Genomic DNA, 25,063 nt, shown 5'->3' on the forward strand with positions numbered 1-25,063 from the left:
GCGTTTTCGGCCCGAGCAGCGATCGAAAGATATCGGCGGGGGTCGGACTCGTAGCCGAGTTGCCCTCCTTCGCGCCATACTGTCGGCGCCGTCCCGGCCTCCTCCGCGTGTTCACGCACCCCAGGGCGACTCATCGACCGTCACCCGTTTTCAGTACAGGGCGGTGATCTCCTGGTCGGTGAGGACGACTGCGGCGACGTAGTCCTTGGTGCGCGCCGCGGCGACCGCCCGGTACAGCGGGCGCTCCGCGAGCGCGGCATCGCGAGCTTCGGCGCGCAACTGGTGGACCAGCAGATCGGCGACCGCGACACCGGCCGCGAGTTCGCTGCGGGACAGAGCGTCGGCGAGCCGGCGCAGGCCCAGGATATGCAGTTCACGGCCGCTGCCCGCGTCTGTGTACATCGCCAGCGGTACCAATTGACGGTCCGGGCCGGCGGTGAGCCGCAGAATCACGCGGCTGAGGCGGCCCGGGTGGACCAGCAGTTCGATACCGGTCACGGCGGGAACCCGCAGGTGCCGGGTCCGCCACAACGTGCGCGCGTACAGTGTGTTCCCGGCCAGCCACAGGCGACGGCGCCGGACTGCCAGAACGTACCCGGCGGCCGGTAGCGCCATCACGAGCGCCGCCACTACACCGGCGATCGGATCCAGGAACATTCCGGCCACCAGACCGGCAACCAGGGCAAGACATACCGCAACCAGCACCAACCGGCGCAGGACAGGCGCGTAGATCTCAGGGGCTACCAGGTCGAGCCCGATTCGCTGATCGGCGTCGGGTGCGGGCGAATCGGTCACGGTGGCGCATTTCGGTCCGGGAGCAGGGTCGCCCGCAGAGTACTACGGGCGGTCGGACAGCGTGGTGACGATATCCGCCAACGGGATCTGGCGCTGGTCGCCGGTGCGCATATCCTTCAGGCCGATGGTCTGCTCGGCCAGATCGCGGTCGCCGAGGATCAGCGTGTAGCGGGCACCCGAACGGTCGGCGGCCTTCATGGCCCCTTTGACCCCACGGTCGCCGTAGACCAGGTCGACGCTGATATCGGCGGCCCGGAGTTCACCGGCCAGTACCACCATGCGCTGTTTCGCCGCGTCCCCGAGGGGCACTCCGAATACCTCACAGCGCGCCGGATCTCCCGCACCGATCCCTTCGGCGGCGAGCGCCAGAACGGTACGGTCCACCCCGAGACCGAAACCGATACCGGACAGTGCCTGCCCGCCCAGCTCCGCCATCAGACCGTCGTAGCGGCCACCGCCACCGATGCCGGATTGCGCACCCAGGCCGTCGTGCACGAATTCGAAGGTCGTCTTCGTGTAGTAGTCCAGACCGCGAACCATCCGCGGGTTCAGCACATACGGCACGCCGAGCGCGTCGAGGTGAGCGAGAACCCGGTCGAAGTGGTTCTTCGCCGATTCGGACAGGTGATCCAGCATCAGCGGGGCGTCGGCGGTCATCGCACGCACCTCGGGCCGCTTGTCGTCCAGTACGCGCAGCGGGTTGATCTCGGCGCGGCGCCGCGTCTCGGCGTCGAGGTCGAGACCGAACAGGAATTCCTGTAACCGCTCGCGGTACTGCGGGCGGCAGGTCTCGTCGCCGAGCGAGGTGATCTCGAGCCGGAAACCGGTGAGGCCCAGACTCCGGAAACCGGCGTCGGCGACCGCGATGACTTCGGCGTCCAGCGCGGGATCGTCGATGCCGATCGCCTCCACTCCGACCTGCTGCAACTGCCGGTAGCGACCCTTTTGGGGGCGTTCGTAGCGGAAGAACGGCCCCGCGTAGCTGAGCTTCACCGGTAGCTGACCACGATCGAGGCCGTGTTCGATCACCGCACGCATCACCCCGGCGGTACCCTCAGGTCGCAAGGTCACACTGCGCTCGCTACGGTCGGAGAAGGTGAACATCTCCTTGCTCACCACATCGGTGGACTCACCGACGCCGCGCGCGAACAGTTCGGTGTCCTCGAAGATCGGCAGCTCGATATGCCCGTACCCGGCGAGTCGGGCGGCGCGGAGGAGGCCGTCGCGTACCGCGACGAACTCGGCCGAACCGGGCGGGACATAATCCGGCACCCCCTTCGGGGCGGAGAAGCTGCTGGTCTTGGTCACGGTGAATCAGTTTCCCCCACCCGGCCCGGTCGAGTCCAACCGGTTACGGCCGAGCGGGTACCGCAGCGGGGAGTCCCGGGCGATATCCGGGGGCGCACAGCCGGAGATGGCAGACTCTAGTCCCGGAACCAACAGACCAGAAGCGACCGGCCGGGCCCGGGCCCGGCCGCCGCACGGGAGGAACGTGGTAGTGCCGAGCAACGAACAGCGCCGAGCGGCGGCGAAACGCAAGCTGGAACGACAGCTCGCCAACCGGGCCGAACGCGCGCGCAAGCGTAAGCAACTCACCATCGCCGGATCCGCGGTCGGTGTCGTCGTGGTGATCGCCGCGGTGACCGGTGTGTATTTCCTGACCCGCGGCGGGGACAACGCCGATAACGCCGCCTCGCAGACGCCCGACGCCTCGCTGTCCAGTACGCCGGGTGCCGCACCACCGCCGCCCGCGGCCGCGAAACCGGCCAGTGTGAGTTGTGTCTACAACGACACTCCCGAGCCGGCGGCCAAACCGGTGGAGAAGCCGCGCACGGAGGATATCCAGACCGGCGGCGACAACGCGACGCTGAGCCTCAGCGTGGATACCAACCACGGCCCGCTCGGGCTGACGCTGAACAATGCCGAATCGCCGTGCACCGTGAACAGTTTTGCCAGCCTCGCGGGCCAGGGCTATTTCGACGGCACGGACTGCCACCGTCTCACTCAGGGTGACGGGCTGAAGGTGTTGCAGTGCGGTGACCCGACCGGTACCGGTACCGGCGGCCCGGGCTATCAGTTCGACAACGAGTACCCCACCGACCAGTACCCGCCGGAGGATCCGGCCCTGTCGGAGCCGATCAGCTACAAGCGCGGCGTGCTGGCCATGGCGAATGCCGGACCGGGCACCAACGGTAGCCAGTTCTTCATCGTCTACGGCGATTCGATGCTGCCGCCGAACTACACGATCTTCGGTACTGTCGACGAGGCCGGTCTGGCCACGCTGGACACCATCGCCGGGATCGGCCAGGACGAATCCAACGGTCCGGGCGACGGCAAACCGAACCAGCCCGTGACGCTGAATTCGGTACGGATCGACTGAGATCGGCGGGCGGGTTCGCCCCCGCGGCCATCCCGGAGATATATGCTGGTCGGCGTCGGGTAGTACAGACTGTGCCCCTGTTTCTCGGGTAATCTCGAAAGTGGGAGTGCGCGTGACCATGTCGCGCTCATCGGTCGCCGTTCGGGCCGGTGCGCTGCCGGCGGGATCTTCCGGAGGGCGGATCCCGGCGGACCGTTCGCGGGTCGGGTGGCGGATCCCGATCCGCCCGGCGCGGCCCCGCTGCCGCCGGGCATATGAACACCCATAGTGACCACCGCAGTATCGGGAGCAGCCATGTCCGAGGATATCGACGATATCGGCCGGGAAACCGCGGCCATGATGAAGACGATGTTGCAGATCGCGACCCTCGTCGCGCTGAAAACCCGGGAGCGCGGTCAGCGTGAGGCCGAGGCCCGCGTGAAGCTCACCGAAGCACGGGTGAAAGAGGCCCGGGAACTGCAGATCCGGGAGGCACGCGATGCCAAATCCAAGGATCCACGCAATCTCGCATTGGCCCAGACCATTTCCCGGGCCGCAGCCGAGGTGAAACCGGGCTCCTCCGTCCCGCAACGGGAAACGCCCGGATATCGCGGGGTCCAGCTCGAGAAGGACCGTGTCACGCTGGAACGGTTCGCGGAGAGATCCGAGCAGGTGACCGGGGCCGCGACAGCGGTGAGCTACGACTCGGTGGAGCGCCGGGAGGCATTGGCCGCGCATCTGTCCAGGATCGGGATCGCCCCGGAGCTGGCGGCGGCCCGGATGCTGGTCGAGGTGGGCCAGGCGGGGCCGGCCAGTGAAGCGGCCCGCAACCGCCCGGACCGGACACCCGCGGTCCAGCGTGCCCGGGAGCAGGAGCTCAGCCGCAGCCGCGGGCTGGAGCGGAGCCGGTAACCCGGCTCCGCCGGTACACGGAGCGGTTTCACACTCCTTCCCCGATCGATACCACGAGAAAACGCCCGTCGCCGACGGGCGTTTTCTCGTGCGCCAGCGCAGTACCCCGACCCGTCAGCGCCGTGGGTCCTCGATACCGATTCCACCGGCAGGCTCGGATTCCCCGGCCGGGTGGTCACCGTCGTCTGCCGGTTCGCTGAACAACCCCTGTGGCGGCGCTGCCAGCGGCAGGGGATCGAGCCGGTCCTTGTGCCCGTTGCGCACGCTGCAGTATTTGAACGGCCCGCGCGGGTCGAGCAGAACCGCCATGTGCTGGTCGGCATGGTCGAGGAACCATACGCTCATACCGGTGGCCGGGTCCTGCCGCAGATGCTCCCAGGCCCGCCATACCGCGTCGAGCCGCACCACGGCCTCGGTGTGTTGCCACCACTGCGGGCACCAGACGGTATCGCTGAGATCGCTGACCTGGCGGCGATAGACAACACTGAGGTAGTTCTCGACGAACTCCACGACGTTCTCGTAGACGAGCTGTCCTTGCTGTGGGGGGGTCTCGGTCACAGTGGGCGAACCTCCTGCCTGTCTCCCGGGCCGTTGTCGGGCCCGGGGGGTGTTTCTCCCGGTCCGCTATCCGGTCCCGGGGGTGTTCCTTTGATGAGCGACGGAGACCCGATGAGATCGGGGATACGAGTTTTCTGCTGCGGATCGTGCTGTTCGATGGACTTCTTCACCAGCGGCGCATACTCGCCCTCCCACCATGGCACAGTCCGCACCAGCACGGGTGGAGCCCCGGACGAGAACACGATGGCGCGACCACGTGGCAAGGTGGCCAGTGCCTGCACCGAGAACGTCTTCGACGACCCCAGCGATCGTGAGTAACTCTTACCGCCCTTCGATTCCGAGACCGACCCCGAGATGGCCGAATGCTCGCCGATGGCCTCCGAACGCTCGCGCAGGAAATTCGCGTCGTCGACGCCGCTGCCGAACACCTTGATATTGGCGGCCGACCAGAGGGCGTTCATTCCGTCGTCGCCCCAGCACCGGGCGCCCTGCGCCCAGGACTGCAGCACGGTCATCACCACGATGCCGCGTGAGCCGAAGTGGCTGTACTGCTTGGGCAGATCTTTCCAGCGCACCACATTCGCGGCCTCGTCCAGCACGGCCAGCAGCGGAATCGGCAGCCGGCCGAACGCCGACCGCGAAGCCTTGCGCATCGCGACATCGATAACGGCCTCGGTGAGCGCGCTCACCAGCGGGGCAGCCGAACCGCGGCCCTCGAGCGACAAGCTGTAGAGCGTCCCGTTGTTCTCGATGAACTCCAGCTCGTCGAACTGGGCCCGGTCTCTTTCGTTGGGATCCGTCCGCGGGGTCACCCATTTGTGCACATTGCGCAGTTTCAGGCAACGCACCATTTTCTTGGCGGTACTGAAGATTCCGCTCCGTGTCCGTGGATCGGCGTCGTACTGTGCGCGGAGACCGGAGGCCGAGAAATTGTGCCCCGCATTGGCAAGCAGCACGACCGGATCGCGATCGTTCGGGTTCGTCACCCATTCCCAGATCTGCGTGATGGGCATCCTGCCGACCGCCGCGGCCAGGAAGAGACCTGCCAGCAGATCTTCGGCCTCGGGGTCGAAGAAGTTGTCCTTACCGGAATCCGCACCGCTGTCGGCGTCGGCGAAGTGCCCGGCAAGCCGCGCGGCCCGCATCTCGCAGCCGTCGCTGTGCGCGTCCACCCAGTCCAGCGGGTTCCAGTACCAGATGGGTTCCTCGGCCGCGACCCCCTGCGGGTCGAAGACGAAGGTCCGGCTGCCCTTGGCTTCGCGGACATCCCGGGTCGCATCCACGACATCGCGCTTGTTCGAGGTGGCCAGGACCGGACCGATGGCACTGAGAATCGCCGGAATGACCCGCGAACTGGACTTCCCCTGCCGCGGGCCCCAGATATCGAGGTGCAGATCCTCGTACGAGCCGTACAGCATCGAGCCGTCGGCGACCGCGACACCGATCGGCACCCCCGGCGAATCGTCGGAACCGAGCCGCACACCGAGCTGTCCGGCTTTCTCCCGGACACCGGCCTCGGTCAGGGCAGCTATGGCGCCACCGTTACCCATGACATCTGCCTTGTCGTCGACTGCCAGCCGGCCGATGCTGCGTTTGGCGGCTGACCGCCGCCGCCACAGGACGAACCCGACCAGCGCGGCGACGACCAGCACCAGGATCACCGTGGCGCCGGTGGGCCAGCGCAGTTCCCCCTTGACCATTCCTGCGACGATGGCGATCGGATTGACCGGCATATCCTGCTTCTGCAGGGAGAGCATATTTCCCAGATGTAGCGCCACCCAGACTGTGGCCAGGACCGCGCCGCCCACGTATATCGCGATGAGGGTCAGGTCCGGGCCGGGGACGGCCGGATCCTTCACCGGTTTCTTCTTCGCCATACCTGCCTCCTCAGTGGTCCCCGCCTGTGGTCACCGGTAGCCGTCGAGCCGCCAGCCCGCGGGCGTCTGCACCACGGTCGCGATCACGGTGGCCGGCGCCAGGGGTTCCTCGCGGCCGTCCGGGTAGACGACGGTCTGCTCGATTCCGATCTTGTACTGCCGCACAGCGGGATCCGGCCCGGCCGGCGGCCGGTCCCCGGACGCGAAGGTGAACGATTCGACCCGCGCTCCCGCCGCCGCCCATTCGCCCCAGCGCAGCGAAACATCGGGCACCGCCGCGGTCTCCGTCGACGCATCCAGTACCCGGACCAAGCTGGGGCCCAGGAATCTTCGTGCCCGCTCCAGAGAATCGCCCGGAACCTCGGTGGCCGGTTCCCACCGGTAGATCTCCCGCAACGCGGCGACGGCGACTCCGTCGGGTGTCGTGGGATCCGGTGCGGGGACGGCCTCCAGCCGCCGCGGGGTGGAAACGGCCGGTCCGCCCGCCGTTCCCGCATCGTTGCCACCGCCGCAGCCGCTCAGCATCGTGATGCCCAGCATCAGCGCCACCACCAGTCCCGCACCGGCACTCGTCTTCCGGTTCCAGGTTAACCGCCACAACGCCGAACGGGTCGCCGATCCGCGCGTGTTCACAGCACCCTCCTCGCTCGGGCATCGCCGGGTACCGGCGCCTCGGCCACCCCACCCGCGGCATCCGCGGTCACCGCGGGTGCGGCGTGGATCATCTGCCCGTTACCGGCGTAGATCCCGACCCGGGCGGGGCCGCGTGCGGCGAACTCGCTGAAGACCAGGTCGCCCGGCCGGATTTCGCCGATCGACACCTCGGTTCCGGCCTCCCACTGCTGTTCCGCGGTGCGTGGTAGCGAGACCTCGCCCCCGGAGGCGGCGAATACCGCCGCCGAGGTGAGTCCCGGACCGTCGAGTCCACCGCTGCTGGGCCCCTGTGGCCCGCCACCACCCCAGACGTACGGGGTGCCCAGCCATTCGTGTGCAGCTCGGACGATCTCGTCGCCGGCGGCGGCGTCGGTATCGGGGGCGAAGCGGCCGGAAGCGCCGGGGGCGCGGTACTCCGCTTCCATGGCCAGGATATTCGTGACGTACGGCTGGGTTTCGGAATAATGGGCGGCGACCTGATTGGGCATCCCGCCGGAGGCCAGCACCGCTCCTTCGCCCGCGTTGTAGGCGGCCAGCGTCAGCGCGACCACATCGCCGTGCACTCGCCCCTCGGCCATCCATCCGTTGATCTTGTGCGCGATCGCGCACATATATCGTCCCTGGCCCATGATCGCGTCACCGTCGTCCCATACACTGGCAACCCCGTTGCCGTCGGCGTCGATGACATAGGGCTGCCCGTCGTCGGGGTTCGTACTGGTGGCGGTACCGGGAAGGAACTGCGCGAGCCCCTGCGCCCCGGCCGGCGAGGTGAGGCCGCGCCGGAACCCGGACTCCTGGCGGCCCTGGGCGGCCAGCAAGGACGGAGTGACCTCCGGGCACAGGGAACCCGCCCGGCGGTACCAGATCTCCAGTTCCGGCGGTACCTTCCCGTCGGCCAGCGCCCCACCGGGCGTACCGAAACCGCGTACGCACTCCGGGTCGGTCGAATAGGCCCGGGCACCGCCGAGGTCGGGAGTCGGCGCGCCGTCGAGCCAGGGCACCGGATCGATCTGCCGCCCACCGGTGAACCGGCCACCGGGCACGACCTCGAAATGCAGATGCGGTCCACTGGATTCACCGGCCGAGCCGACCGACCCGATATGCTGACCCGCGCGCACCTGCTCCCCCACCCGCACCAGCACCCCGTGGTCCCACATATGTCCGTAGACGGCAGAGAACGCCCGGCCGTTACGCGGATCGGTGGAATCGACCACAATCCAATTCCCGAAGCCGGACGCCGGACCGGCGGCCACCACCACTCCGTCGGTAACCGAGAAGATCGGGGTCCCGTCGGGCGCCGCCAGGTCGATCCCCTTGTGGCCGCCGCCGCGCGAGCCGAACACATCGGAGACCGAGAAGGTTCCGGCGGCCATCGGCCAGGTGCGGTCCAGCGGCCCGGCATCGGCCGCGAGTGCGGGTGTGGCGGTGGCGGCGGGATTGGCGGTAGCACTCGGAATATCGCCCGCCGCCCGCGGGTCACCGCCCGGCGGAACCGATCCGCTCGGATCCACCACCGAACCCCCTTCGCAGGGGTCGTCGACGGCAGGCATCACGATGACCAGGATCATCGTCATCAGCCCCAGTACCACTCCGAGCGCTGTCCACAGCACCGATTTCGCGTTCACGGCCGCGCCTGGTTCACGTGTGACGCCGACTCTCGTTCAGGGTATCGGCCAGCGCTCGGTTCACTTCGGCGGCGGCGGCCAACTGCTGCTGCAGCAGGGTGACCTTGCGCCGCAGGGCCGCCGCATCCATCCGGTCCAGACCTGGCCCCTCCGCGGCCCGTACCCAGTTGCGCACCGAATTCGTATGCACCCCGATCTGTTCGGCCACCACCCGGCACGCTTCCGATTCGCTGCGTAGTTTTCCGGTCAGCGCGACGACCTGTTTCACCGCGGCGGCACGCACTTCGGGAGATACCCGCCGATACGACCGGTGCGGCATCATGAACCACTCCCTCCCCCGGGGTGGGCACCGTCACCGGCCGCGGCCTCGCGGGCGCCGGAGCGGCCCGGATGCGCGGTGAATTCGTCGAACCGCTGGTTGGTGTCGTGGATTCCGCTGAGTTTCTCGGCCGCGGTGAATTCCATATGGAACGGGATACCGGGCCGGCGGTCCTCGCCGATCTTCAGCAGGAATTTTCCGGTACCGGGTGGGGAGGGCCGCACCTGGCCCGGTTTGAGTGCCTCCCCGGTCAATGCCTGGGGAGCCGACCAACTGGTCACCATCTCCTCTTCGGCGGCGGTGAACGGCACCGTACTGTCCAGTCGTTTGATTTCCTCGGCCGGTAGGGCGCCGAAGATCTTGGCGCGCGCGCGTTCCAGGAAGCCCAGCGCCTTCGCGATGGCCGCCTCCGAGCCGAGCGACTGCAAATCCTTGATGGTGTGGCTGATCATGATCAGCGCGGTGGCGATACCGCGCTGCAGACGGGTGAGTTCGTCCACCCGGTCGACCATGAAATCGCCGAGCCCCAGCACCTGCCACAGCTCGTCCATCACCACTTGGAAATACCGCTGCGGGGCCATCCCCGCATCGGTGAGGGTATGTGCCGCCTCCACCGCGGCGAAACCGTCGGCCCAGCAGGCCAGCATGACGGCAGCCTTGAGCTTCTTGTCCCCGTTGGGAATATGAGAGACATCGATGCACACCGCCACCGAATCGGTATCGATCGGTACCGTGGTCTGGCCGTTGAACACCGCGCCGAACGGCCCCTGCGTCAGAGCCCGCAACGAACGCCGCAGCCCCCTGATCGCCTCCTGATATTCGCTCGCGCTGTCGGCACCGGCATCCAGCATCATCTCCTCGCCACCGGCGACGATGATCTCCAGCAGGTTCTCCATGATCGGCGGCCGGTCCGGGCTGTACCCACTGCCCGGCCGGTACAGGATCCCCAGTGCGGTGGAGATCAGCGTCTCCTCGTAGTCGCGCACCCGGGCCCCCCGCACGAGTTCCACCAGACCCGCGATCAAGGTGACCTGCCGGGCGTGCAGATCCTGCAATACCTGACGCTGCAATTCGGGGTGCTCCGCCAACCGCGGCACGATATCGCCCAGGACCCCGCCGGCCAGTGGATTGAGTTTGCCGTGGCCGTACCCCAGGTCGATCACCTGCCCGCCGACCAGTTCCACCAGACGCCGATAGTCGGGTTTGACATCGGCGAGGATCAACGGGGTGATGCTCTGCGCGACCCCGCCGAGCACGATCCGGCGTACCAGCGACGACTTTCCGAAACCGTTGAGCCCCAGCACGAAAAGGCTGGGTGCGGTGATGAAACTGCCGCGCATGAACCAGTTCATCGGATCGAAGCAGACGGGCGCTCCGGTATGCAGATGGGAACCCAGCGGGGTTCCGATCAACGGTGCCCCGGCACCGACGGACCAGGGCCACAACCCGGCCACTTGCGCGGTCGTGGCCCGGTACTCGACCGGGCGGCCCACAACATTCATCCGACCGCCGCCGGCTCCCGCATACCCGCGCTCGGTCAGCTGTGCGGTCTGCCGGTCGAAACCGTCCTGGAACTCCTGTTCCGCGCGGGCCTCGTAGTTGCGGCGGCGGATATCGTCGGTGCGCACCCGGAAGGTCGCCCAGGCCGCGCGGAGTCCGGCGCCCTCGCGGCTGAGTTCCTCCAGCCGGGACCGGGTCGCCGGATCGAGCAGCGGCGGACCCGACTGCTTACGTTTCTCGGCCCGGACTTTCGCCCGGCGCGCGGCCTTGTCGAATTCCGGGGTCCCCATCGCCCGGTCGGCGGTCGTATCGACCCGGGCGCGGCGCACCCGCTCCCGGTTCGCCGCACCCCGTTCGCGCGGAACCCGGCCGCCGGGATCGGCGGTACGCGATGTCGCGCCCCGTCGTTCGGTACGCGAGCCGCTGCCCCCGCGCCGCTGACCGGTCACGGAACCGGGCTCGGCGTCCCGGCCGCGCAGGTCCTCGTCCCGGCCCGATCGTGTCCGCTCGCCGGTAGCGACCCGGGGCCGGTTCCGTTCCCGCAAAGGGGGCTCGTGCTCGCGTACCATCAGTCCTTCACCCTGCCAATGCTTTCGGAATGGTCGCGTGCTCGGGCAAGATCACCCCGCAGCCGAGCGATGCCGCGAAGGCCGCGGCCTGGTAGCGGTAGCACCGGCGGATCTTCAACCGGGCCTGGGTCGACAGGTCGCGGGTGATGGCTTCGATCCGCGGCAGATCGCCGCGCATGGGTTCGGTGATGGTGACAAGCGCACCGAACCGGGTGACGCCGTGCCCGCGGGCCTGTTCCTCGCGGGCCTGCTGGGTCGCGCCGACCCGCAGGGTCGCCGAGGCAGACACCACACCACGTTCGCTCTGCTGCGCGACCAGGGCGTTCTTGAAATCGTCGTCCACGATCTCGGCGGCGTCGGCGGCCGAATGCGGCCTGTACACGATGGCGATCCGCTTGCGCGGCACCTCCGGGTTCGGCGCGAGCAGGCGCTGCAGAACTCGTTCGTCCACGGCCCCCTCGGGCGCGGTATCCATCTCCCAGGTGACCGAGCGGCCGCCGTCGTGGATCAGGTGATCCCACTTCTCGTCGTGCGATACCGGGCCCGCATCCGCCCAGTCCAGGCCGTGGCCTTCGGGTTCCCCGGCGGCGACCTCGAGATCGGCCTGCGAGGCCGGATCGTAGCTGCGCCGGATGAAACCGATGACCTCCTCGGCCGACATCGGCTGGGCGCGCACCCCGGCTTCGGCGAGCGCGGAGCAGATACCGGGAAGCCGGCGGCCGATCTCGACCGCTTCCTCGGCCGGGTTCTTCCGTCGTTCCGCGGTGGTCGCCTTGAAGGTGATCGCGACTCGCGGCAGCAGTTGCACCCGTTCCTGCGGGAGTTCGGTGGCCAGTTCGTACATCACCTGCTGGGCGAGGTCGGGCGATTCCGGCCGGGTGATCGTGGAAACCTCGGTGAGCAGCCGGTTCCCGGTCTCCGGCACGGTATCGATCACCGGGACGACGGCGACGATATCGCTGGTCTGGCCGACCGACGCCAGGAAGGTGCCCCAGGCCGACACCCAGCGGTCGATCACCGGCTGGTCCACCGCTTCGTGACCTTGCGGCCACGCGCGCAGCACCACTGTGTACTGCGCGAACTGGGGTAGGTGGATCATTCCGAAGCTGTAACCGCCGGCGTCGATACCCTCGTAGAGTTTCGACGGGGCGAGCAGACCGGGCAGGCGGGTGAAACCGCCTGGTACCCGGGAGAACCGGCCGCCGCGGTACACGTGCTCGCCGCGGCTGCGTGAACGCATCCAGTGGAACATCATCAATCCCGTCTCGTAGCCCGAGCGCCCACCGTGCCGCATGACCAGGGGCGCCATGATAACCACACCGGTCCCGCCCACGATGGCGCCCCATTGGAAACCGCCGACCATGGCGACGACCAGCGCGGTGATGACCACCACGAAGCCGAGCACGGTCTCTTCCCACCGCAAGCCGAAAAGGCCGGCGCTGCGCGGTTTCTGCCACAACCCGTAGGAGCGGCGTTCGTAGGTTTCGGTACTCGTCATCGCGGGATGGTGCTCCTACCGAGGTCGGGGGAACGGTTGGTCCAGCGGTCACCCGCGACATCGCCCATGGCTTGATCGGCGCGGGTCATCCCGGCGGTCGCGGATCGGGCGGCGCCGATTCCGCTGGCAACGCGGGACGAACCGGACGGTACACCGCCGCCGCGAGGCGGTTCACCCGACCGTTGCGCCTGTGGTGCCGGGGCACCGCCGCCACCGCCGCCGCTGGGCGGGGGCGCCGGCCGCGGGGCACCGCCGCCGCGTCCGCCGCCGGGCGGCGGAGGACCGGCCGCGCCGCCGACGTATCCGGCTCGACCCGGGGCGGCCGCGCCCTTGGTACCCACCGCCTTGGTGCCCATGGCACCGAGGCCCGCGGCGGCGAGCAGGGTGCCGCCGGTCGCGGTCAGACCCGATCCGCCGCTACCGACGATCGCCACCGCCGGCGTGACCAGGCGCATCAGCGCCGGCAGAACGAATGCGACACTGCACAGCAGCACGATGGCGACCAGCATGCGCTGGGCTTCCTCCGCTTCGGGCAGGCCACCGGCCGGGGTCATCTCGTCGACGTGGCCCGCGGTGGTGAACGCGATCATGTACACGATCGCGGCCACGGGTTTCCACAGCATGAAGGCGATGATCCAGCCGACCAGTTTCTGATACGACTGTTTACCCGTATTCATTCCGGACGCCGCGGCCGCCAGCGGCAGCACCCCGGCTGCGATCACCAGCAACCCCTGGCGCACGATGGCGAGAACGATCTGCGCCAGCGCCCCGAGCAGGCCGACGATGGCGATGATCAGCACCAGCCCCGGCGAGAAAGCTTGTAACTTACTGGTTTTCACCATGAGCTCGGCCATGTTGCGGGCGTTGCCGTCGGTCGAATCCTGGATTATCCACTCGGCGAACCGGTCCGAGGCCACGGTACCGGCGACGACGACCGCACCGAGCATCCAGGAACTGAACACCACTCTGGTGAACATCCGGAACGATTCGGCCGCCTCGTTCATAGCGGCACCGCGTCGGGCTTCGGCCAGGCGTAGACCGGTGATGATGATCGAGGCGATCAACAGCAGTATCTGCACCTGATACGTGTAGTCGTTGATCTTGGTGAACAAGGTGCCCGAATCGCTGGCCACCTCGTTGGGCACCTTCATCCAGAAGGTCAGCGCCAGGATGATGGCCTCACCGAGGCCGTTCATCAGCGAATCGACCACCTTGCCGAAGGTGGAATCCCACGCCTTGTCCTTGACCGCGGTCGCGGCCTCGCCCGGATGGGCCGCCGCGTTACCCGCCTTGCAGACCGCCGCAGCGGCATCGCCCAGCGAGATCCCCGGAATACCGAGATCGTCGAGCGCATCGTGTATCTCGTTGCAGGTCTGGTCCCAGCCGTAGGGCTGACTGTTGGCCACGGCCGGAGTCGTGACCATCACGGTGAAGATCACCGCGAAAATGGTGACGAATCGTCTGGCCAGCGATACCCGCCGGGAGACGGCCGGGTCGGGGCGCCGATCGCCGGAGCCGCTGTCCTCGCGCACTACCTGAGCTTCCATTTTCCGTCCCAACAACGGAATCACCATCGAGTCCACCCCTCCAGCGATTCGACATACTCGGTCTGTGTGTTAGGCGAGGTTGTGGGCTTCAACCGCCAATCACCCGCATCCCACACCATGATCAGCCGCATGGTCACCCACACCGGTTTCCCGTCCAGCGCCGGAGCGCGCAGCGCCAGCCGCACTATCGCCATATCGTCGGCGTAGTCGTCGATCTTGAACGCATCGGAGGCCACCAGATACCGGGTGACCGATTCGGGTTGCTGCTCGGGCAGCGCATCCGCTTCCAGGGCCTTGTCGTAGGCCGCGATCTGCTGTGCCGAAACCCGCACCTGCCGCACATACAGGTCGCGGTGGGCGGGCCGGGCGTTGAGCCGATAGGTGATCTGCGCGGCAGCCAGCGCGGCGCCCTGCGGTGTATGCGAATACCCCACTGCCAGACCGTCTTCGATCCGCTGTGGGCCGTCGGAGGTGGAGAACGGCACCGAGGCGCCGTACACGCGCTGCCAGCCGCGTGGCGCGGTGGTGCCCGCCGGGGCCGCCGTGAGCCAATCCGGATCCGAGGGATTGCGCTGCGGCGACGGATCCTGCGGCAGCACCTGCCCCGCGGGATTGTTCGGAATATCCACGCGGCGGTTGAAAACGTCTATCTCGGGATCGGCGAAGCCCTCACCCACCGCCGGCGCGGGTGCGGGTCCTGCCACGGGCTCGTCGTCACGGCCGGTCCACATGACGACACCCACGACCACGATCAGCGCCAGCACCGCCGCGGACGCCACGACACCGAAGGAGACTCGGTCACGCTGATAGGTCTCCTTCCCGCTCACTTCGGTGCCTCTACTTTCACTGTGTCGCTCGGGATTTCGCCGATGGGCTCGATGGGTCGCGCGGTCGATTCCGGATCCGGCAGTCGTAACCGCCAATCGTGGGCGAACCACTCCACCGTCGTATGATTCACGGCTTTCGAACTGTCCGAATACTCGCTGTACACATCCACAGCTGCCCGCTCATCGCTGTACTCGGTGATCCGGTACCCGAGCAGCCGGGGCGCGTACACCGGATCCGCGGGCCCGCTGATGGACACCTGCACCCGGTTCACCGCCCACTCGTCCTTCGCCGGCCCCGGAACCACCTCCCGGGCAGCGATATTCGACCATTGACTGTCATCGGCCACCGACAGTCGCACGGCATGCACCATCGCCGCAACCCCCGCGCCGGTCGGTGAATGATCGAAACCCGTTGCCGCACCGTCGGTTTCCGTTGCCGGGCCTTGCTCGGTATGCGGCAGCGGCACACCCTGGAAAGGCTGCCAGCGCACATTCGTCGGTGGCGCGGACAGATCCGGCGGCGCCGCCGCGTCACCTCCCCCGCAGCCGACGGCGCCGGCCAGTAGCGCCACCGACAGCAATCCGGCAGCCCGTAACGCACCGAACCGTGTCGCGGCCGGTGTCTCGGTCGAATTCATCCGCAGGTCGTTCCCCTCGCCTCGCTCCGGCTCATCCGGGCAGGAACGCCAGGGCGATACCGGAAGCGGTACTGGCGACGGCCGCTCCCAGCAGACTCATGAGCACGCCGTGCGAGGCGTCGTTCATCGCCAGATCGCCCTTGAAGGTGAGCCACAGTTTGCCCGCCGAGACGATCAACCACGCCAGACAGCCCATGAGGACGAACCACAGCAGCCAGTTCAACAGCTGCATCAACGGTTCCAGCACCTCGGCCGGCATCTGCTTATACGCCAGTACACCGGCCACCCCGACCAGATCCATCTCTACCTCACGTCCCGATGACGGCGTTCATGATGGTGCCCGCGCTGGTGGCCACCACGCCGCCGATCATCGCGCCCGCCACCATCTTCGGAGACTCCAGGCCGCCGCCGGTCCACTTCTCCCACGCGAACTTACCGCCCGCGTAGACGATGCCGCAGATCCCGGACAGCAGCACGAACCACGTGAGATAGCGGACCAGCTGCAGGATCTTGTCGGACCCGGGTGGCGCCTCCGGGGTCGGATTACCTATCTGCGCCAGTACGGCCGTGTCGTAGACCTGGTGAACCGCCAGAAGTACGGTGCTCATCGGGTGCCTTTCTCGATAGCTGAGGTGCAACATTGGGTCCGCGCGAGCGCGGGGAGCACGGAACAGGAAATGTGCTCGACGGGCATCACGGCATCACTCCTCCACGAATCTCGATCGGCCCCGCGCGGGGGCGGCCTCCGATTCTTCCAGGGCGGCACGGGCGGCCGCGACGATCTCCGAGCCGAGTTCCCGGATATCCAGGGGAACTTCGTCGAGCGGGTCGATCCGGCGGCGGCGCTGCGCGGCGACTGCCGCACCGGGGGTCCACACCGGCAGCTTCTCCGGTTCCACCAGCGTCCATTCCTCGTACCACGGCACCTGCCAGACCTGTCCGGCGAGTGAGGCCACCACATCGCGATACCGGCGGATCTCCGGCGCCATCCGGCCCGGACGGGCCGCCACGGTGATCAGGCCGAGAACTTCACAGGGGCCGGCCAGCCCGGCATGGTGCTGGCGCAACAGGTCGTGGGCATGGGTCAGCCCCGCGATGGTCTCCCGGGCGACCAGCACCACGAACGGCGATTCCCGTTCGAAAACCCCGGGCCAGCGACGCCCGGAATCCGCGGCGGGCGCCAGGATATGTGCGAGGGTGCTGGCACCGGCGCCGCCGTGTACCCCCAGCAGCCAGACCAGCGGCGCGCGCCCGGCGCCCGGGACGGGCCGGTCCCAGATCGCGGCGCGGCGCGATTCCGGCGGGGGCACCACTCCGGCGGCGGCGGTACGGCCGGGTCTGCGAGGAAGGTTCATAGCGGCCGTCATGATGCCACCCCCGCAAGTAACCGCTCGTAGGTCTGCCGGGTCTCGTCGGCCAGGGCGATATGCCGGACGAGCTCACCGCGGGCCAGATGCGGATCGTAGGGCACCTCGACGATATCGCGGACCCACCCGGACAGATGCTCACGCAGATGGTCGGCGACCCGCGAATCGACGCCCGGATGCTGGTGCGATACCACGATCGTGGTGTCGCCGACGATGCCTCCGCCCATCGGCTCGGACTGATCGCCGTATTCGTCGTCCAGCCATTCGAGGGTCACCCGCAGCCGGTTCGCCGCATCGACACGCGCCGGAATGGCCAGCACCAGGGCGATATCCGCGTCGTCGAGCAGGGGACGCAGCTGGCGGCCGGCGATCGGGCTGCCACCGTCGAAGATTCCGGTGTAGCCGGCGTTGTCCACCGCCCGTGCCACGGTGAGGTAGCTGGCCCGGCGGCGCAGCGGCGCCGCGTCGCGCCACAGCAGGCCGATCCCCGAGGTCGCGCGCGACATGCAGTCCTTCAGCGGCGCCGGTTCGTCGTCACCGCGACCGTACAACCACTGCTGCAGGCTGATGGGATGCAGATGCTCGTCGGCTCCGCGCAGGGCCAGATCGCCGCCCGCCGGGGTGGCGTCCACGGCCACCGTGGCCGTGCCCGAAAGCCCCAGTTCGCCCGCGAGACCGAGCGCGGTGGTGGTCGTTCCGGCACCACCGCAACCACCGACCACCAGGATCGGCCGGGCCGCGCCCGGGGTACGGCCACTGTTACCACGCAGCCGGACCACCGACGCCTTCCGGTTTCCGCCCGTCTCGTCCGCCGCCTCGGAATCCGGTGCGGTCTCGAGCCAGCGGCTCCAATCCTCTCCCATCCTGCACTCTCCTCTATCCGGCCGTTATACCCGTGATGAGGGTGCGGCCGTCGATCGCCGCGGTGGTGACCGTCTGCCTGCTGTAGGTGGCCGGTTCACCACCGGGCCGGTACTCGGTGACCTCGACGGAGTAACGCCCGTCGGCGACGGTCACGATGCGTACGCAATGCCGGGTTCCGGGTTCGACGCTGTCGATCCCGGCCTGGATCACCTCTCCGGAGGACACCGGGGCGTCGGGCGCCACCACCGCACGCGCAGCGGCACCGGAACGCTCGACGTAATAGGCATATTGGAAGCGCAGGATCGCGGCGGGCCCGGAATCCGTTCCGCCCGGCCCCGCGCCGCGCAGCACCGGGCCGTCGTGTTCGTCCGGGCATTGCGCGCTCGCCGCGGTCCCCGCGCTGCCGGAGGTGAAGCGCAATCCGGCCCCGTCGTCGGGTCCGGCGGCCCGGGGCGCGCCCGGAGCCAGCAGGTACACCACGACCGCTGTGGCGATGGCGAGCACGATGACGGCGGCGACCAGGACGCCGAACGTCCGGCGGCGGCGGGCAGCGGCATCGCCGGGCAGATCGCGCAACCGGCCGGGATCACGGCCGATACGGGCGGGTTCGGCGAGTTCCTCGTCTGGCCAGGGCAGACGCAAGAGGTCACCGTCACGCTCGCCGGCCGGCTCGTCCACCCAGTCGGACCAGCCGCCGGTGAATTCGGTGCGCCGGCCGGAGAGTTCGGCGGGTGCCGGGTCCGGCGCGGCGGACGCACTACCGGCCTCGGCGATGTAGTCGGGATACCTGGCGGGGCCGTCGGCGGCGGCGGCCGCGGTGACCTCCGGTTCGGACCGCCCGGCCGGGTGGTCCACGGCGCCACTGTCCCCCTCGGGTTCCAGCGGGCCGTACCATCGATCGAGTTTTTTGTAGGACTTCAACATTCCCCCATTCCCGTGGCGCCGGGCACGTGATATCGCATCATCGATCCCTCTCGGCGATCAGTTCACGGAGAACGAGTCGTTTTCGGTTATCGGGGGTGTATCGGACCGGTCTGCCGACGGCCGATCCGGGGACGCGCCGCCGGCTCCTGTCCCGAATGGGAATTGTCCCGTACCGGAGGGAGCGGGCGCAGGCGACGCGCCGGGCCCGGTTCCTGAGAATCCGGCCGGCGGCGGCGACGCGGCCCCGGGAGCGCTACCGAGCGGCGACGGTTCGTCGGCAACCGGTTCGCTACCGCTGCCGTAGGCTTTCGCGAGATCCCGCGCGGCAGCGGCGAACCAGTCGGCGATGAACTTCGTGGGTGCTTCACCGGTCGCCGAAATCGACGCGTTGCCATAGGCCTGATGCCGCTGAATGGTGTCCCAATAACGTACCCATGTCGTGGTGTCGAGCAGGGCGTGGTTGTCCTGGATATTGTCCACGACGGCGTTGAAAGCCTGACTCACCAGCCGGATACCGGTCGTCGGCGGGATGAGTTGCGGAATGGCGCCCAGCAGCTTGGTTCCCAACAGCAGCAACGCGGCCGGCGGGTTCGCCAGTCCGGCCGTCGCCAGTTCGGCGATCGCCGCGGGATTCAGAACCGTGCGCACCACGGTGACCACTGCGTTCAGGCCGATCATGCCGACCTTGAGCAGTGCTCGCATCGCGCCCGGAATATCCAGCGGGGTTCGCGGATCGGCGGCATCGGCCAGCCGTTCGGAGATCGATTTCTTCGGCGAGATGTTCAGATTCGCCAGCGAGGTACCCGAAACGTCCTCGTTGACCACCTTGGTGGCGGTTTTGATCGAGGTGAAAGCGAGCGCCTGGGCCACCGAGGTGAGCGAGGCGATGGGGTCACCCCCACTGAGCTTGGCCTGTCCGACGATACTGGCGACCGCCTTCAGGATCGGCGCGCCTTCGGGTGCATCGCAGGCGAGATCGCCCGCGGCGCAGAAACTGGCCACCCGTCCGGTGAGCGTGCCGAAATCTTCGGCGGCGTCCCGGTTCGGGGCGATTCCGCCACCGGTGGCGGGCGCCTGCGGCAGCGCGGCAACCCCGGCGATTTCCGCGCCTTCGGTACCGGGCGCCGGATCCGGGTTCGCCTTTCCCGGAGCGCCGGGAAACAATGCGGCGCCGGGAGTTCTGGTGGGGTCGCCGATCAGGGCCACCGCCGCGATCTTGTCGTCGGGCAACGGTCCCTGGCCCTGCCCGATCTCCTGGGCGAATACCGAAGCGACATGGGCGCCCTGGGAATAGCCGACGATCGCGAACCGGGTGTCGGGGCAGCGCTGCGCGACCGATACCGCCATGGTCCGCAACCGGATCAGCCCGCCGCTCACCGATTCCGAGTAGGGGGTGACGCTACCGCCGTCTATCCCACCGAAACTGGATTCGTACGGCACATAGGCGCGCTGGACCAGCTCTTCCTCGGGCGCGGCGGCCATGAGCGGCCGGAACACCGTGGACAGCATGCCGGTATCGGTGGTGGGTGCGGCGTCCGGCGATGATTCGCCGGTGCCCTGGATTCCCAGGGCATACATTGCCGGGCAGGTACTGACCGGAAGTTCGGGCGAGGAGGCCGACGGGCCCGAGAGATCAGGCGGCTGAGCGTATGCGGGAGCGGTAAGGGTCCCTGCCGTCACGGTCGCCACAGCGACGGTGAGTGCGATCAGCATCCCCGAGAAACTTCTGCTTACAGCCATAGCGACCCGCAATCACTCTTACCGCAGTTACCGAGCGCGACGAAACGCAGTAAACGGTAACAGATTCCGGCTATGACCGCTGAGGGGGCGAAGAGTTTACGCGACCCACCGACACCACCCGGATACGCCGCGGCGCGTTGCGCCCCGAATGTTACAAAATTCCGGTGGGCCCGCGGTGGCTGCCAAGACCCCGAAACACTCAAACAGCAGAGGTCACCCGGTAGACGTCGTAGACACCCTCGACGTTGCGGACAACATTGAGCAAATGGCCCAGATGCTTCGGATCACCCATCTCGAAGGTGAACTTGCTGATCGCCACCCGATCGCCGTGCGTGGTCACCGCCGCGGACAGGATGTTCACCTTCTCGTCGGCCAGTACCTTGGTGACATCGGAGAGCAACCGGGTACGGTCCAGCGCCTCGATCTGGATGGCCACCAGGAAAACCGAATGCGGGGACGGCGCCCACTCCACGTCGATGATGCGTTCCGATTGTTCCCGCAGCGAACCGGCGTTGGTGCAGTCCACCCGGTGCACGCTCACCGAACCCCCGCGGGTCACGAAGCCCAGGATCTCGTCGCCGGGCACGGGAGTACAGCATTTCGCCAGCTTGGCCACGGTGCCCTCGGCGCCGGGGATCAGCACGCCGGCGTCGCCGCTGAGCCGCTGCCGCGGAGGGGTGGTGGACGGGGTGGAGCGTTCGGCGAGTTCGTTTTCCACATCGCCGATTCCGCCGAGCTGCGCCATGAGCCGCTGCACCACATGATGGGCAGAGACCTGATGCTCGCCGACCGCGGTGTAGAGCATGGAGATATCACCGTAGTGCAGTTCGTGCGCCACGGCGGTCATCGCATCGACGTTCATCAGCCGCTGCAACGGCAGGCCGACCCGCTTGACCTCTTTGTTGATCTGCTCCTTGCCGTTCTCCAGCGCCTCTTCCCGGCGCTCCTTGGCGAACCACTGGCGAATCTTGGCCTTGGCGCGCGGCGAGACCACGAACTGCTGCCAATCGCGGCTGGGCCCGGCGTTGGGCGCCTTGGAGGTGAAGACCTCCACGACCTCACCGTTCTCCAGTTGCCGTTCCAGCGCGACCAACCGGCCGTTCACCCGGGCGCCGATACATTTGTGCCCGACCTCGGTGTGCACCGCGTAGGCGAAATCCACCGGCGTGGACTTCTGCGGCAGCGTGATCACGTCGCCTTTCGGAGTGAAGACGAAGATCTCCGGGGCCTTGAGGTCGAACCGCAGCGATTCCAGGAACTCGGCCGGGTCGGCGGCCTCGCGCTGCCAGTCGAGTAGCTGCCGCATCCAGGCCATATCGTCGACCTCGGCGGCGTCGCCGGAGTGGCGGCCCTTGGTCTCCTTGTACCGCCAGTGCGCGGCGATCCCGAATTCGGCGGTGCGGTGCATATCGTGGGTACGGATCTGTACCTCGAGCGGTTTGCCGTCCGGGCCCACGACGGTGGTGTGCAGCGACTGGTATACCCCGTAGCGGGGCTGGGCGATGTAGTCCTTGAAACGGCCGGCCATGGGCTGCCACAGCGAATGCACCACGCCGACGGCGGCGTAGCAGTCACGGACCTCGTCGCACAGGATGCGGATACCCACCAGATCGTGGATATCGTCGAAATCCTTCCCCTTGACGATCATCTTCTGATAGATCGACCAGTAGTGTTTGGGGCGGCCCTCGACCGTGGCGGGTATCCGGGACGCGGCGAGGGTGTTCACGATTTCAGCGCGCACCTTCGCCAGGTAGGTGTCACGTGACGGCGCCCGGTCGGCGACCAGCCGGACGATCTCGTCGTACTTCTTGGGGTGCAGGATCGCGAAAGCGAGATCCTCGAGTTCCCATTTCACGGTCGCCATACCGAGCCGGTGGGCCAGCGGCGCGATCACCTCGAGGGTTTCGCGGGCCTTCTTGGCCTGTTTCTCCGGCGGCAGGAACCGCATGGTGCGCATATTGTGCAGCCGATCGGCCACCTTGATCACCAGCACCCGCGGATCGCGGGCCATGGCGATGATCATCTTGCGGATCGTCTCGGCCTCCGCGGCCGCGCCCAGGTTGACCTTGTCGAGCTTGGTGACACCGTCGACCAGGTGGGCCACCTCGGTACCGAATTCCGCGATGAGCTGCTCCAGCGTGTACCCGGTGTCCTCGACGGTGTCGTGCAGCAGTGCCGCCACCAGGGTAGTGGTATCCATCCCCAGTTCGGCGAGGATATTCGCGACGGCCAGCGGATGGGTGATGTACGGGTCGCCGGACTTGCGGAACTGGGTGGCATGGCGCTCATCGGCGACATCGAAGGCGCGCTGCAACTGGGTGAGATTCGCCTTCGGGTACAGCTCCCGATGCACCGTGGCCAGGGGTTCGAGCACCGGTTTCACCGCGGGAATACCGCGCTGGCCGGTCATCCGCCGGGCCAGGCGAGCGCGCACCCGCCGGGAGGCCGAACTGGGGACGGCGCCGGACTGCCTGGCGGGCTCGGCTTCCGCACCGGTCCGCGCACCGGCAGGCGAAGCGGCGGCCCCGGCACCGTTGGACTGCGACCCCGATGTCTGCTCGACATTCGCCTCGCCCAGATGCTGAGTCATGCCACCACCTCTCCGTGCCGCGGCGTAGCACCGCAACGCTTCAGACCACCAACTTTAGACCCCACAGCAGTACGGGAGACCCCAGAGCAACACCATCGACACCTATCGATACGCGGACCCACCCGATACAACACCGTATTCGACCTCGTCCTTCCCGCTACGCGTGGGTTCGGGTTCCTCACCCGAGCCCGTCCGGGGTCAGTTCGACCCACCTTGTGATACCGATATCGGCCAGGAACCGCCGATCGTGACTCACCACGAGCAGCGCGCCCTGGAAGGCGGCCAGGGCCTGGGTGAGGTGCCGCAGACTCACCAGGTCCAGGTTATTGGTCGGCTCGTCGAGAATCAGCAGTTTGGGCGCCGGATCCGCGAGCAACAACATCGCCAGCGCGGCGCGAAGCCGCTCACCACCGGAAAGCGCGGCGGCGGGCACATCGGCGGCGGCACCGCGGAACAGGAAGCGGGCGAGCTGCGCGCGGATCCGCTCCGGTTCGGCGTGCGGGGCGCCGGCGGCGACATTGTCGAAGACACTGCGGCGTTCGTCGAAGAGATCGAGCCGCTGTGGCAGCATCCGCCAGGGCACCCGCGGTGGCTCTGCGGTGAGCCGTCGCAGCAGAGTGGTTTTCCCGGCCCCGTTGCGGCCGGTGATCGCCACTCGCTCCGGACCGTCGACCGTCAGCGAAACCACCGGGCCGTTGGCCAGCCGCACTGCCTCCAGCTCGACCACATGCTGACCGGGATACAGGCGCGTACCGGGGAGGTCGACCCGGATCTCGCGATCGTCGCGTAGCGATTCCTCGGCCTGCTCGAGCCGGTCCTTCGCCTCTTGGACCTTCTCGATATGACTGTTGCGCAGTTTGCCCGCCGATACTTCGGCCTGCCGTTTACGCTGACCCATCACGATCTTCGGTTCACGTTTGTTCTCGTACATCTTCTGCCCGTATCGCTGCCGCCGGTCGAGCTTGATCCGGGCCTCCACCAGCTCCCGCGACTGTTTACGCATATCGCTGCGCGCATCGCGGATCGCGGCCCGGGCGGTTTCCTGTTCCTGCTCGACGATTTGCTCGTAGTCGCTGTAGTTGCCGCCGAACAACCGCAATCGGCCACCGCGTAGTTCGGCGATGGTGCCCATACGCTCCAGCAGCTCCCGATCATGGCTGACGACCAGCACGGTGCCGGTGAACTGGTCGACCACGTCGTAGAGCCGCGCACGGGCCGACGAATCGAGGTTGTTGGTGGGCTCGTCGAGCAGCAGGACCTGTGGTTCCCGGAGCAGTTCGGCCACCAGGCCGAGCAGGACGGTCTCTCCGCCGGAGAGGGTTTCCAGCCGTCGATCCAGCTGCGCGACCGAATCCGCGAGGTAGTCCAGCCCGAGCCGCCCGAACAGCGCCACCGCACGTTCCTCGATATCCCACCGGGTGCCGACGAGATCGAAATCGGCCTCGTCGCCGGAGCCGGTTTCGATGCGGTGCAGCGCTTTTCGCGTCTCGGCGATACCGAGCACGGTATCGACTCGCCGGCCCACGGCCAGACCGAGGTCCTGCCGCAAATAGCCGAGCCCACCGGTTACGGTGATCGATCCACGCGCCGGGCGCAGTTCACCGGCCAGTAAACGCAGGAGAGTGGATTTCCCGGCCCCGTTGGACCCGACGAGCCCGAGATGGCCGGGCCCGAGCACCGCGTCGAGCCCGTCGAATACCGGAGTTCCATCCGGCCAGGAAAAACAGAGATCGGAAAGAGAAATATCGGCCACGGCTGCCCCTGAGGTATCGATACGGACGCGGCGCGCAGTACTGCGGGCCGCACGAGCGACTACCTCATGAGAGCAACGGCAACTCCGATCCCCGGGAACAAGACCTCGACGAGGTTACACCCGCGCCCAGGCCGGCGCCAGCATGAT

General features: G+C 67.8%; 22 protein-coding genes. 2 read left to right on the forward strand and 20 right to left on the reverse strand.

Going from position 1 to position 25,063, the window contains the following annotated elements; genetic code table 11:
- Positions 1-150: 150 nt before the first annotated feature.
- Together NFL01S_RS11040 and hisS are read right to left on the reverse strand one after the other, a co-directional pair.
- The gene (locus NFL01S_RS11040) at positions 151-795 is read right to left on the reverse strand and encodes a hypothetical protein (RefSeq protein ID WP_062974095.1); all 645 of its coding nucleotides are present in this window, start codon (positions 793-795) and stop codon (positions 151-153) included.
- A 42-nt stretch (positions 796-837) separates the two neighbouring features.
- Positions 838-2,103 (reverse strand): histidine--tRNA ligase, encoded by a 1,266-nt coding sequence (gene hisS, locus NFL01S_RS11045; protein ID WP_062974097.1) that lies wholly within the window; start codon positions 2,101-2,103, stop codon positions 838-840.
- A 190-nt stretch (positions 2,104-2,293) separates the two neighbouring features.
- Here hisS and NFL01S_RS11050 point away from each other — a divergent pair, with 190 nt between their 5' ends.
- Both NFL01S_RS11050 and NFL01S_RS11055 read left to right on the forward strand, forming a co-directional pair.
- Complete coding sequence (locus NFL01S_RS11050; protein WP_062974212.1) at positions 2,294-3,175, forward strand: peptidylprolyl isomerase; 882 nt, start codon at positions 2,294-2,296, stop codon at positions 3,173-3,175.
- Positions 3,176-3,469: 294 nt separating this feature from the next.
- Entirely contained in the window at positions 3,470-4,066 is a 597-nt protein-coding gene (locus NFL01S_RS11055; protein ID WP_062974099.1) for a hypothetical protein, read from the forward strand.
- Between the two features lie 114 nt (positions 4,067-4,180).
- On the opposite strand, the gene NFL01S_RS11060 is transcribed toward NFL01S_RS11055, so the two are convergent.
- From NFL01S_RS11060 to NFL01S_RS11145, 18 genes are all read right to left on the reverse strand, one after another.
- Positions 4,181-4,624 (reverse strand): DUF4913 domain-containing protein, encoded by a 444-nt coding sequence (locus NFL01S_RS11060; RefSeq protein ID WP_062974101.1) that lies wholly within the window; start codon positions 4,622-4,624, stop codon positions 4,181-4,183.
- Positions 4,621-6,501: a type IV secretory system conjugative DNA transfer family protein gene (locus NFL01S_RS11065; protein WP_033241582.1), complete on the reverse strand. Its 1,881-nt coding sequence runs from the start codon at positions 6,499-6,501 to the stop codon at positions 4,621-4,623. The genes NFL01S_RS11060 and NFL01S_RS11065 overlap by 4 nt, the downstream gene beginning before the upstream one ends.
- A gap of 30 nt (positions 6,502-6,531) precedes the next feature.
- Entirely contained in the window at positions 6,532-7,134 is a 603-nt protein-coding gene (locus tag NFL01S_RS11070; RefSeq protein ID WP_245670611.1) for a hypothetical protein, read from the reverse strand.
- Positions 7,131-8,780 (reverse strand): peptidoglycan DD-metalloendopeptidase family protein, encoded by a 1,650-nt coding sequence (locus NFL01S_RS11075; RefSeq protein ID WP_062974103.1) that lies wholly within the window; start codon positions 8,778-8,780, stop codon positions 7,131-7,133. The genes NFL01S_RS11070 and NFL01S_RS11075 overlap by 4 nt, the downstream gene beginning before the upstream one ends.
- A 13-nt stretch (positions 8,781-8,793) precedes the next feature.
- Entirely contained in the window at positions 8,794-9,102 is a 309-nt protein-coding gene (locus tag NFL01S_RS11080; protein WP_062974105.1) for a transposase, read from the reverse strand.
- A complete protein-coding gene (locus NFL01S_RS11085) occupies positions 9,099-11,168 on the reverse strand; it encodes a hypothetical protein (RefSeq protein ID WP_063915911.1) in 2,070 nt (689 codons plus the stop codon). The genes NFL01S_RS11080 and NFL01S_RS11085 overlap by 4 nt, the downstream gene beginning before the upstream one ends.
- 7 nt (positions 11,169-11,175) lie before the next feature.
- A complete protein-coding gene (locus NFL01S_RS11090) occupies positions 11,176-12,666 on the reverse strand; it encodes an SCO6880 family protein (protein ID WP_033241577.1) in 1,491 nt (496 codons plus the stop codon).
- Positions 12,663-14,240, reverse strand: a complete 1,578-nt coding sequence (locus NFL01S_RS11095) for a conjugal transfer protein TraG N-terminal domain-containing protein (RefSeq protein WP_245670612.1) — start codon at positions 14,238-14,240, stop codon at positions 12,663-12,665. The genes NFL01S_RS11090 and NFL01S_RS11095 overlap by 4 nt, the downstream gene beginning before the upstream one ends.
- Positions 14,234-15,040, reverse strand: coding sequence for a DUF8175 domain-containg protein (locus NFL01S_RS11100; protein ID WP_062974107.1), 807 nt, complete (start codon positions 15,038-15,040; stop codon positions 14,234-14,236). The genes NFL01S_RS11095 and NFL01S_RS11100 overlap by 7 nt, the downstream gene beginning before the upstream one ends.
- The gene (locus NFL01S_RS11105) at positions 15,037-15,678 is read right to left on the reverse strand and encodes a DUF8175 domain-containg protein (RefSeq protein WP_245670614.1); all 642 of its coding nucleotides are present in this window, start codon (positions 15,676-15,678) and stop codon (positions 15,037-15,039) included. Before NFL01S_RS11105 ends, NFL01S_RS11100 begins: the two co-directional genes overlap by 4 nt.
- Positions 15,679-15,709: 31 nt before the next feature.
- Positions 15,710-15,979, reverse strand: coding sequence for a hypothetical protein (locus NFL01S_RS11110; RefSeq protein WP_062974109.1), 270 nt, complete (start codon positions 15,977-15,979; stop codon positions 15,710-15,712).
- A 7-nt stretch (positions 15,980-15,986) separates the two neighbouring features.
- A complete protein-coding gene (locus NFL01S_RS11115; RefSeq protein WP_033241574.1) occupies positions 15,987-16,286 on the reverse strand; it encodes a hypothetical protein in 300 nt (99 codons plus the stop codon).
- A 93-nt stretch (positions 16,287-16,379) separates the two neighbouring features.
- Positions 16,380-17,045, reverse strand: coding sequence for a DUF6668 family protein (locus tag NFL01S_RS11120; RefSeq protein ID WP_062974111.1), 666 nt, complete (start codon positions 17,043-17,045; stop codon positions 16,380-16,382).
- Complete coding sequence (locus tag NFL01S_RS11125) at positions 17,042-17,908, reverse strand: MinD/ParA family ATP-binding protein (protein ID WP_062974113.1); 867 nt, start codon at positions 17,906-17,908, stop codon at positions 17,042-17,044. Before NFL01S_RS11125 ends, NFL01S_RS11120 begins: the two co-directional genes overlap by 4 nt.
- A gap of 13 nt (positions 17,909-17,921) precedes the next feature.
- Positions 17,922-18,833 (reverse strand): DUF8176 domain-containing protein, encoded by a 912-nt coding sequence (locus NFL01S_RS11130; RefSeq protein ID WP_062974115.1) that lies wholly within the window; start codon positions 18,831-18,833, stop codon positions 17,922-17,924.
- A 57-nt stretch (positions 18,834-18,890) separates the two neighbouring features.
- A complete protein-coding gene (locus NFL01S_RS11135; protein WP_245670616.1) occupies positions 18,891-20,573 on the reverse strand; it encodes a cutinase family protein in 1,683 nt (560 codons plus the stop codon).
- 199 nt (positions 20,574-20,772) lie between these two features.
- Positions 20,773-23,163 (reverse strand): RelA/SpoT family protein, encoded by a 2,391-nt coding sequence (locus NFL01S_RS11140; RefSeq protein ID WP_062974117.1) that lies wholly within the window; start codon positions 23,161-23,163, stop codon positions 20,773-20,775.
- 178 nt (positions 23,164-23,341) lie between these two features.
- Positions 23,342-24,916 (reverse strand): ABC-F family ATP-binding cassette domain-containing protein, encoded by a 1,575-nt coding sequence (locus NFL01S_RS11145; protein WP_157116452.1) that lies wholly within the window; start codon positions 24,914-24,916, stop codon positions 23,342-23,344.
- Positions 24,917-25,063: the final 147 nt, after the last annotated feature.

Source organism: Nocardia flavorosea NBRC 108225, assembly GCF_001613385.1.
Classification (GTDB): Bacteria; Actinomycetota; Actinomycetes; order Mycobacteriales; family Mycobacteriaceae; genus Nocardia; species Nocardia flavorosea.

What these genes read in the sequence shown, in the direction of transcription:
- NFL01S_RS11055 (WP_062974099.1), top strand. Translation starts at nt 3,470, where the DNA reads ATGTCCGAGGATATCGACGATATCGGCCGGGAAACCGCGGCCATGATG.
- NFL01S_RS11065 (WP_033241582.1), bottom strand. Translation starts at nt 6,501, where the DNA reads ATGGCGAAGAAGAAACCGGTGAAGGATCCGGCCGTCCCCGGCCCGGAC.
- NFL01S_RS11080 (WP_062974105.1), bottom strand. Translation starts at nt 9,102, where the DNA reads ATGATGCCGCACCGGTCGTATCGGCGGGTATCTCCCGAAGTGCGTGCC.
- NFL01S_RS11085 (WP_063915911.1), bottom strand. Translation starts at nt 11,168, where the DNA reads ATGGTACGCGAGCACGAGCCCCCTTTGCGGGAACGGAACCGGCCCCGG.
- NFL01S_RS11090 (WP_033241577.1), bottom strand. Translation starts at nt 12,666, where the DNA reads ATGACGAGTACCGAAACCTACGAACGCCGCTCCTACGGGTTGTGGCAG.
- NFL01S_RS11095 (WP_245670612.1), bottom strand. Translation starts at nt 14,240, where the DNA reads ATGGTGATTCCGTTGTTGGGACGGAAAATGGAAGCTCAGGTAGTGCGC.
- NFL01S_RS11105 (WP_245670614.1), bottom strand. Translation starts at nt 15,678, where the DNA reads ATGAATTCGACCGAGACACCGGCCGCGACACGGTTCGGTGCGTTACGG.
- NFL01S_RS11110 (WP_062974109.1), bottom strand. Translation starts at nt 15,979, where the DNA reads ATGGATCTGGTCGGGGTGGCCGGTGTACTGGCGTATAAGCAGATGCCG.
- NFL01S_RS11115 (WP_033241574.1), bottom strand. Translation starts at nt 16,286, where the DNA reads ATGAGCACCGTACTTCTGGCGGTTCACCAGGTCTACGACACGGCCGTA.
- NFL01S_RS11120 (WP_062974111.1), bottom strand. Translation starts at nt 17,045, where the DNA reads ATGACGGCCGCTATGAACCTTCCTCGCAGACCCGGCCGTACCGCCGCC.
- NFL01S_RS11125 (WP_062974113.1), bottom strand. Translation starts at nt 17,908, where the DNA reads ATGGGAGAGGATTGGAGCCGCTGGCTCGAGACCGCACCGGATTCCGAG.
- NFL01S_RS11130 (WP_062974115.1), bottom strand. Translation starts at nt 18,833, where the DNA reads ATGTTGAAGTCCTACAAAAAACTCGATCGATGGTACGGCCCGCTGGAA.
- NFL01S_RS11135 (WP_245670616.1), bottom strand. Translation starts at nt 20,573, where the DNA reads ATGGCTGTAAGCAGAAGTTTCTCGGGGATGCTGATCGCACTCACCGTC.
- NFL01S_RS11140 (WP_062974117.1), bottom strand. Translation starts at nt 23,163, where the DNA reads ATGACTCAGCATCTGGGCGAGGCGAATGTCGAGCAGACATCGGGGTCG.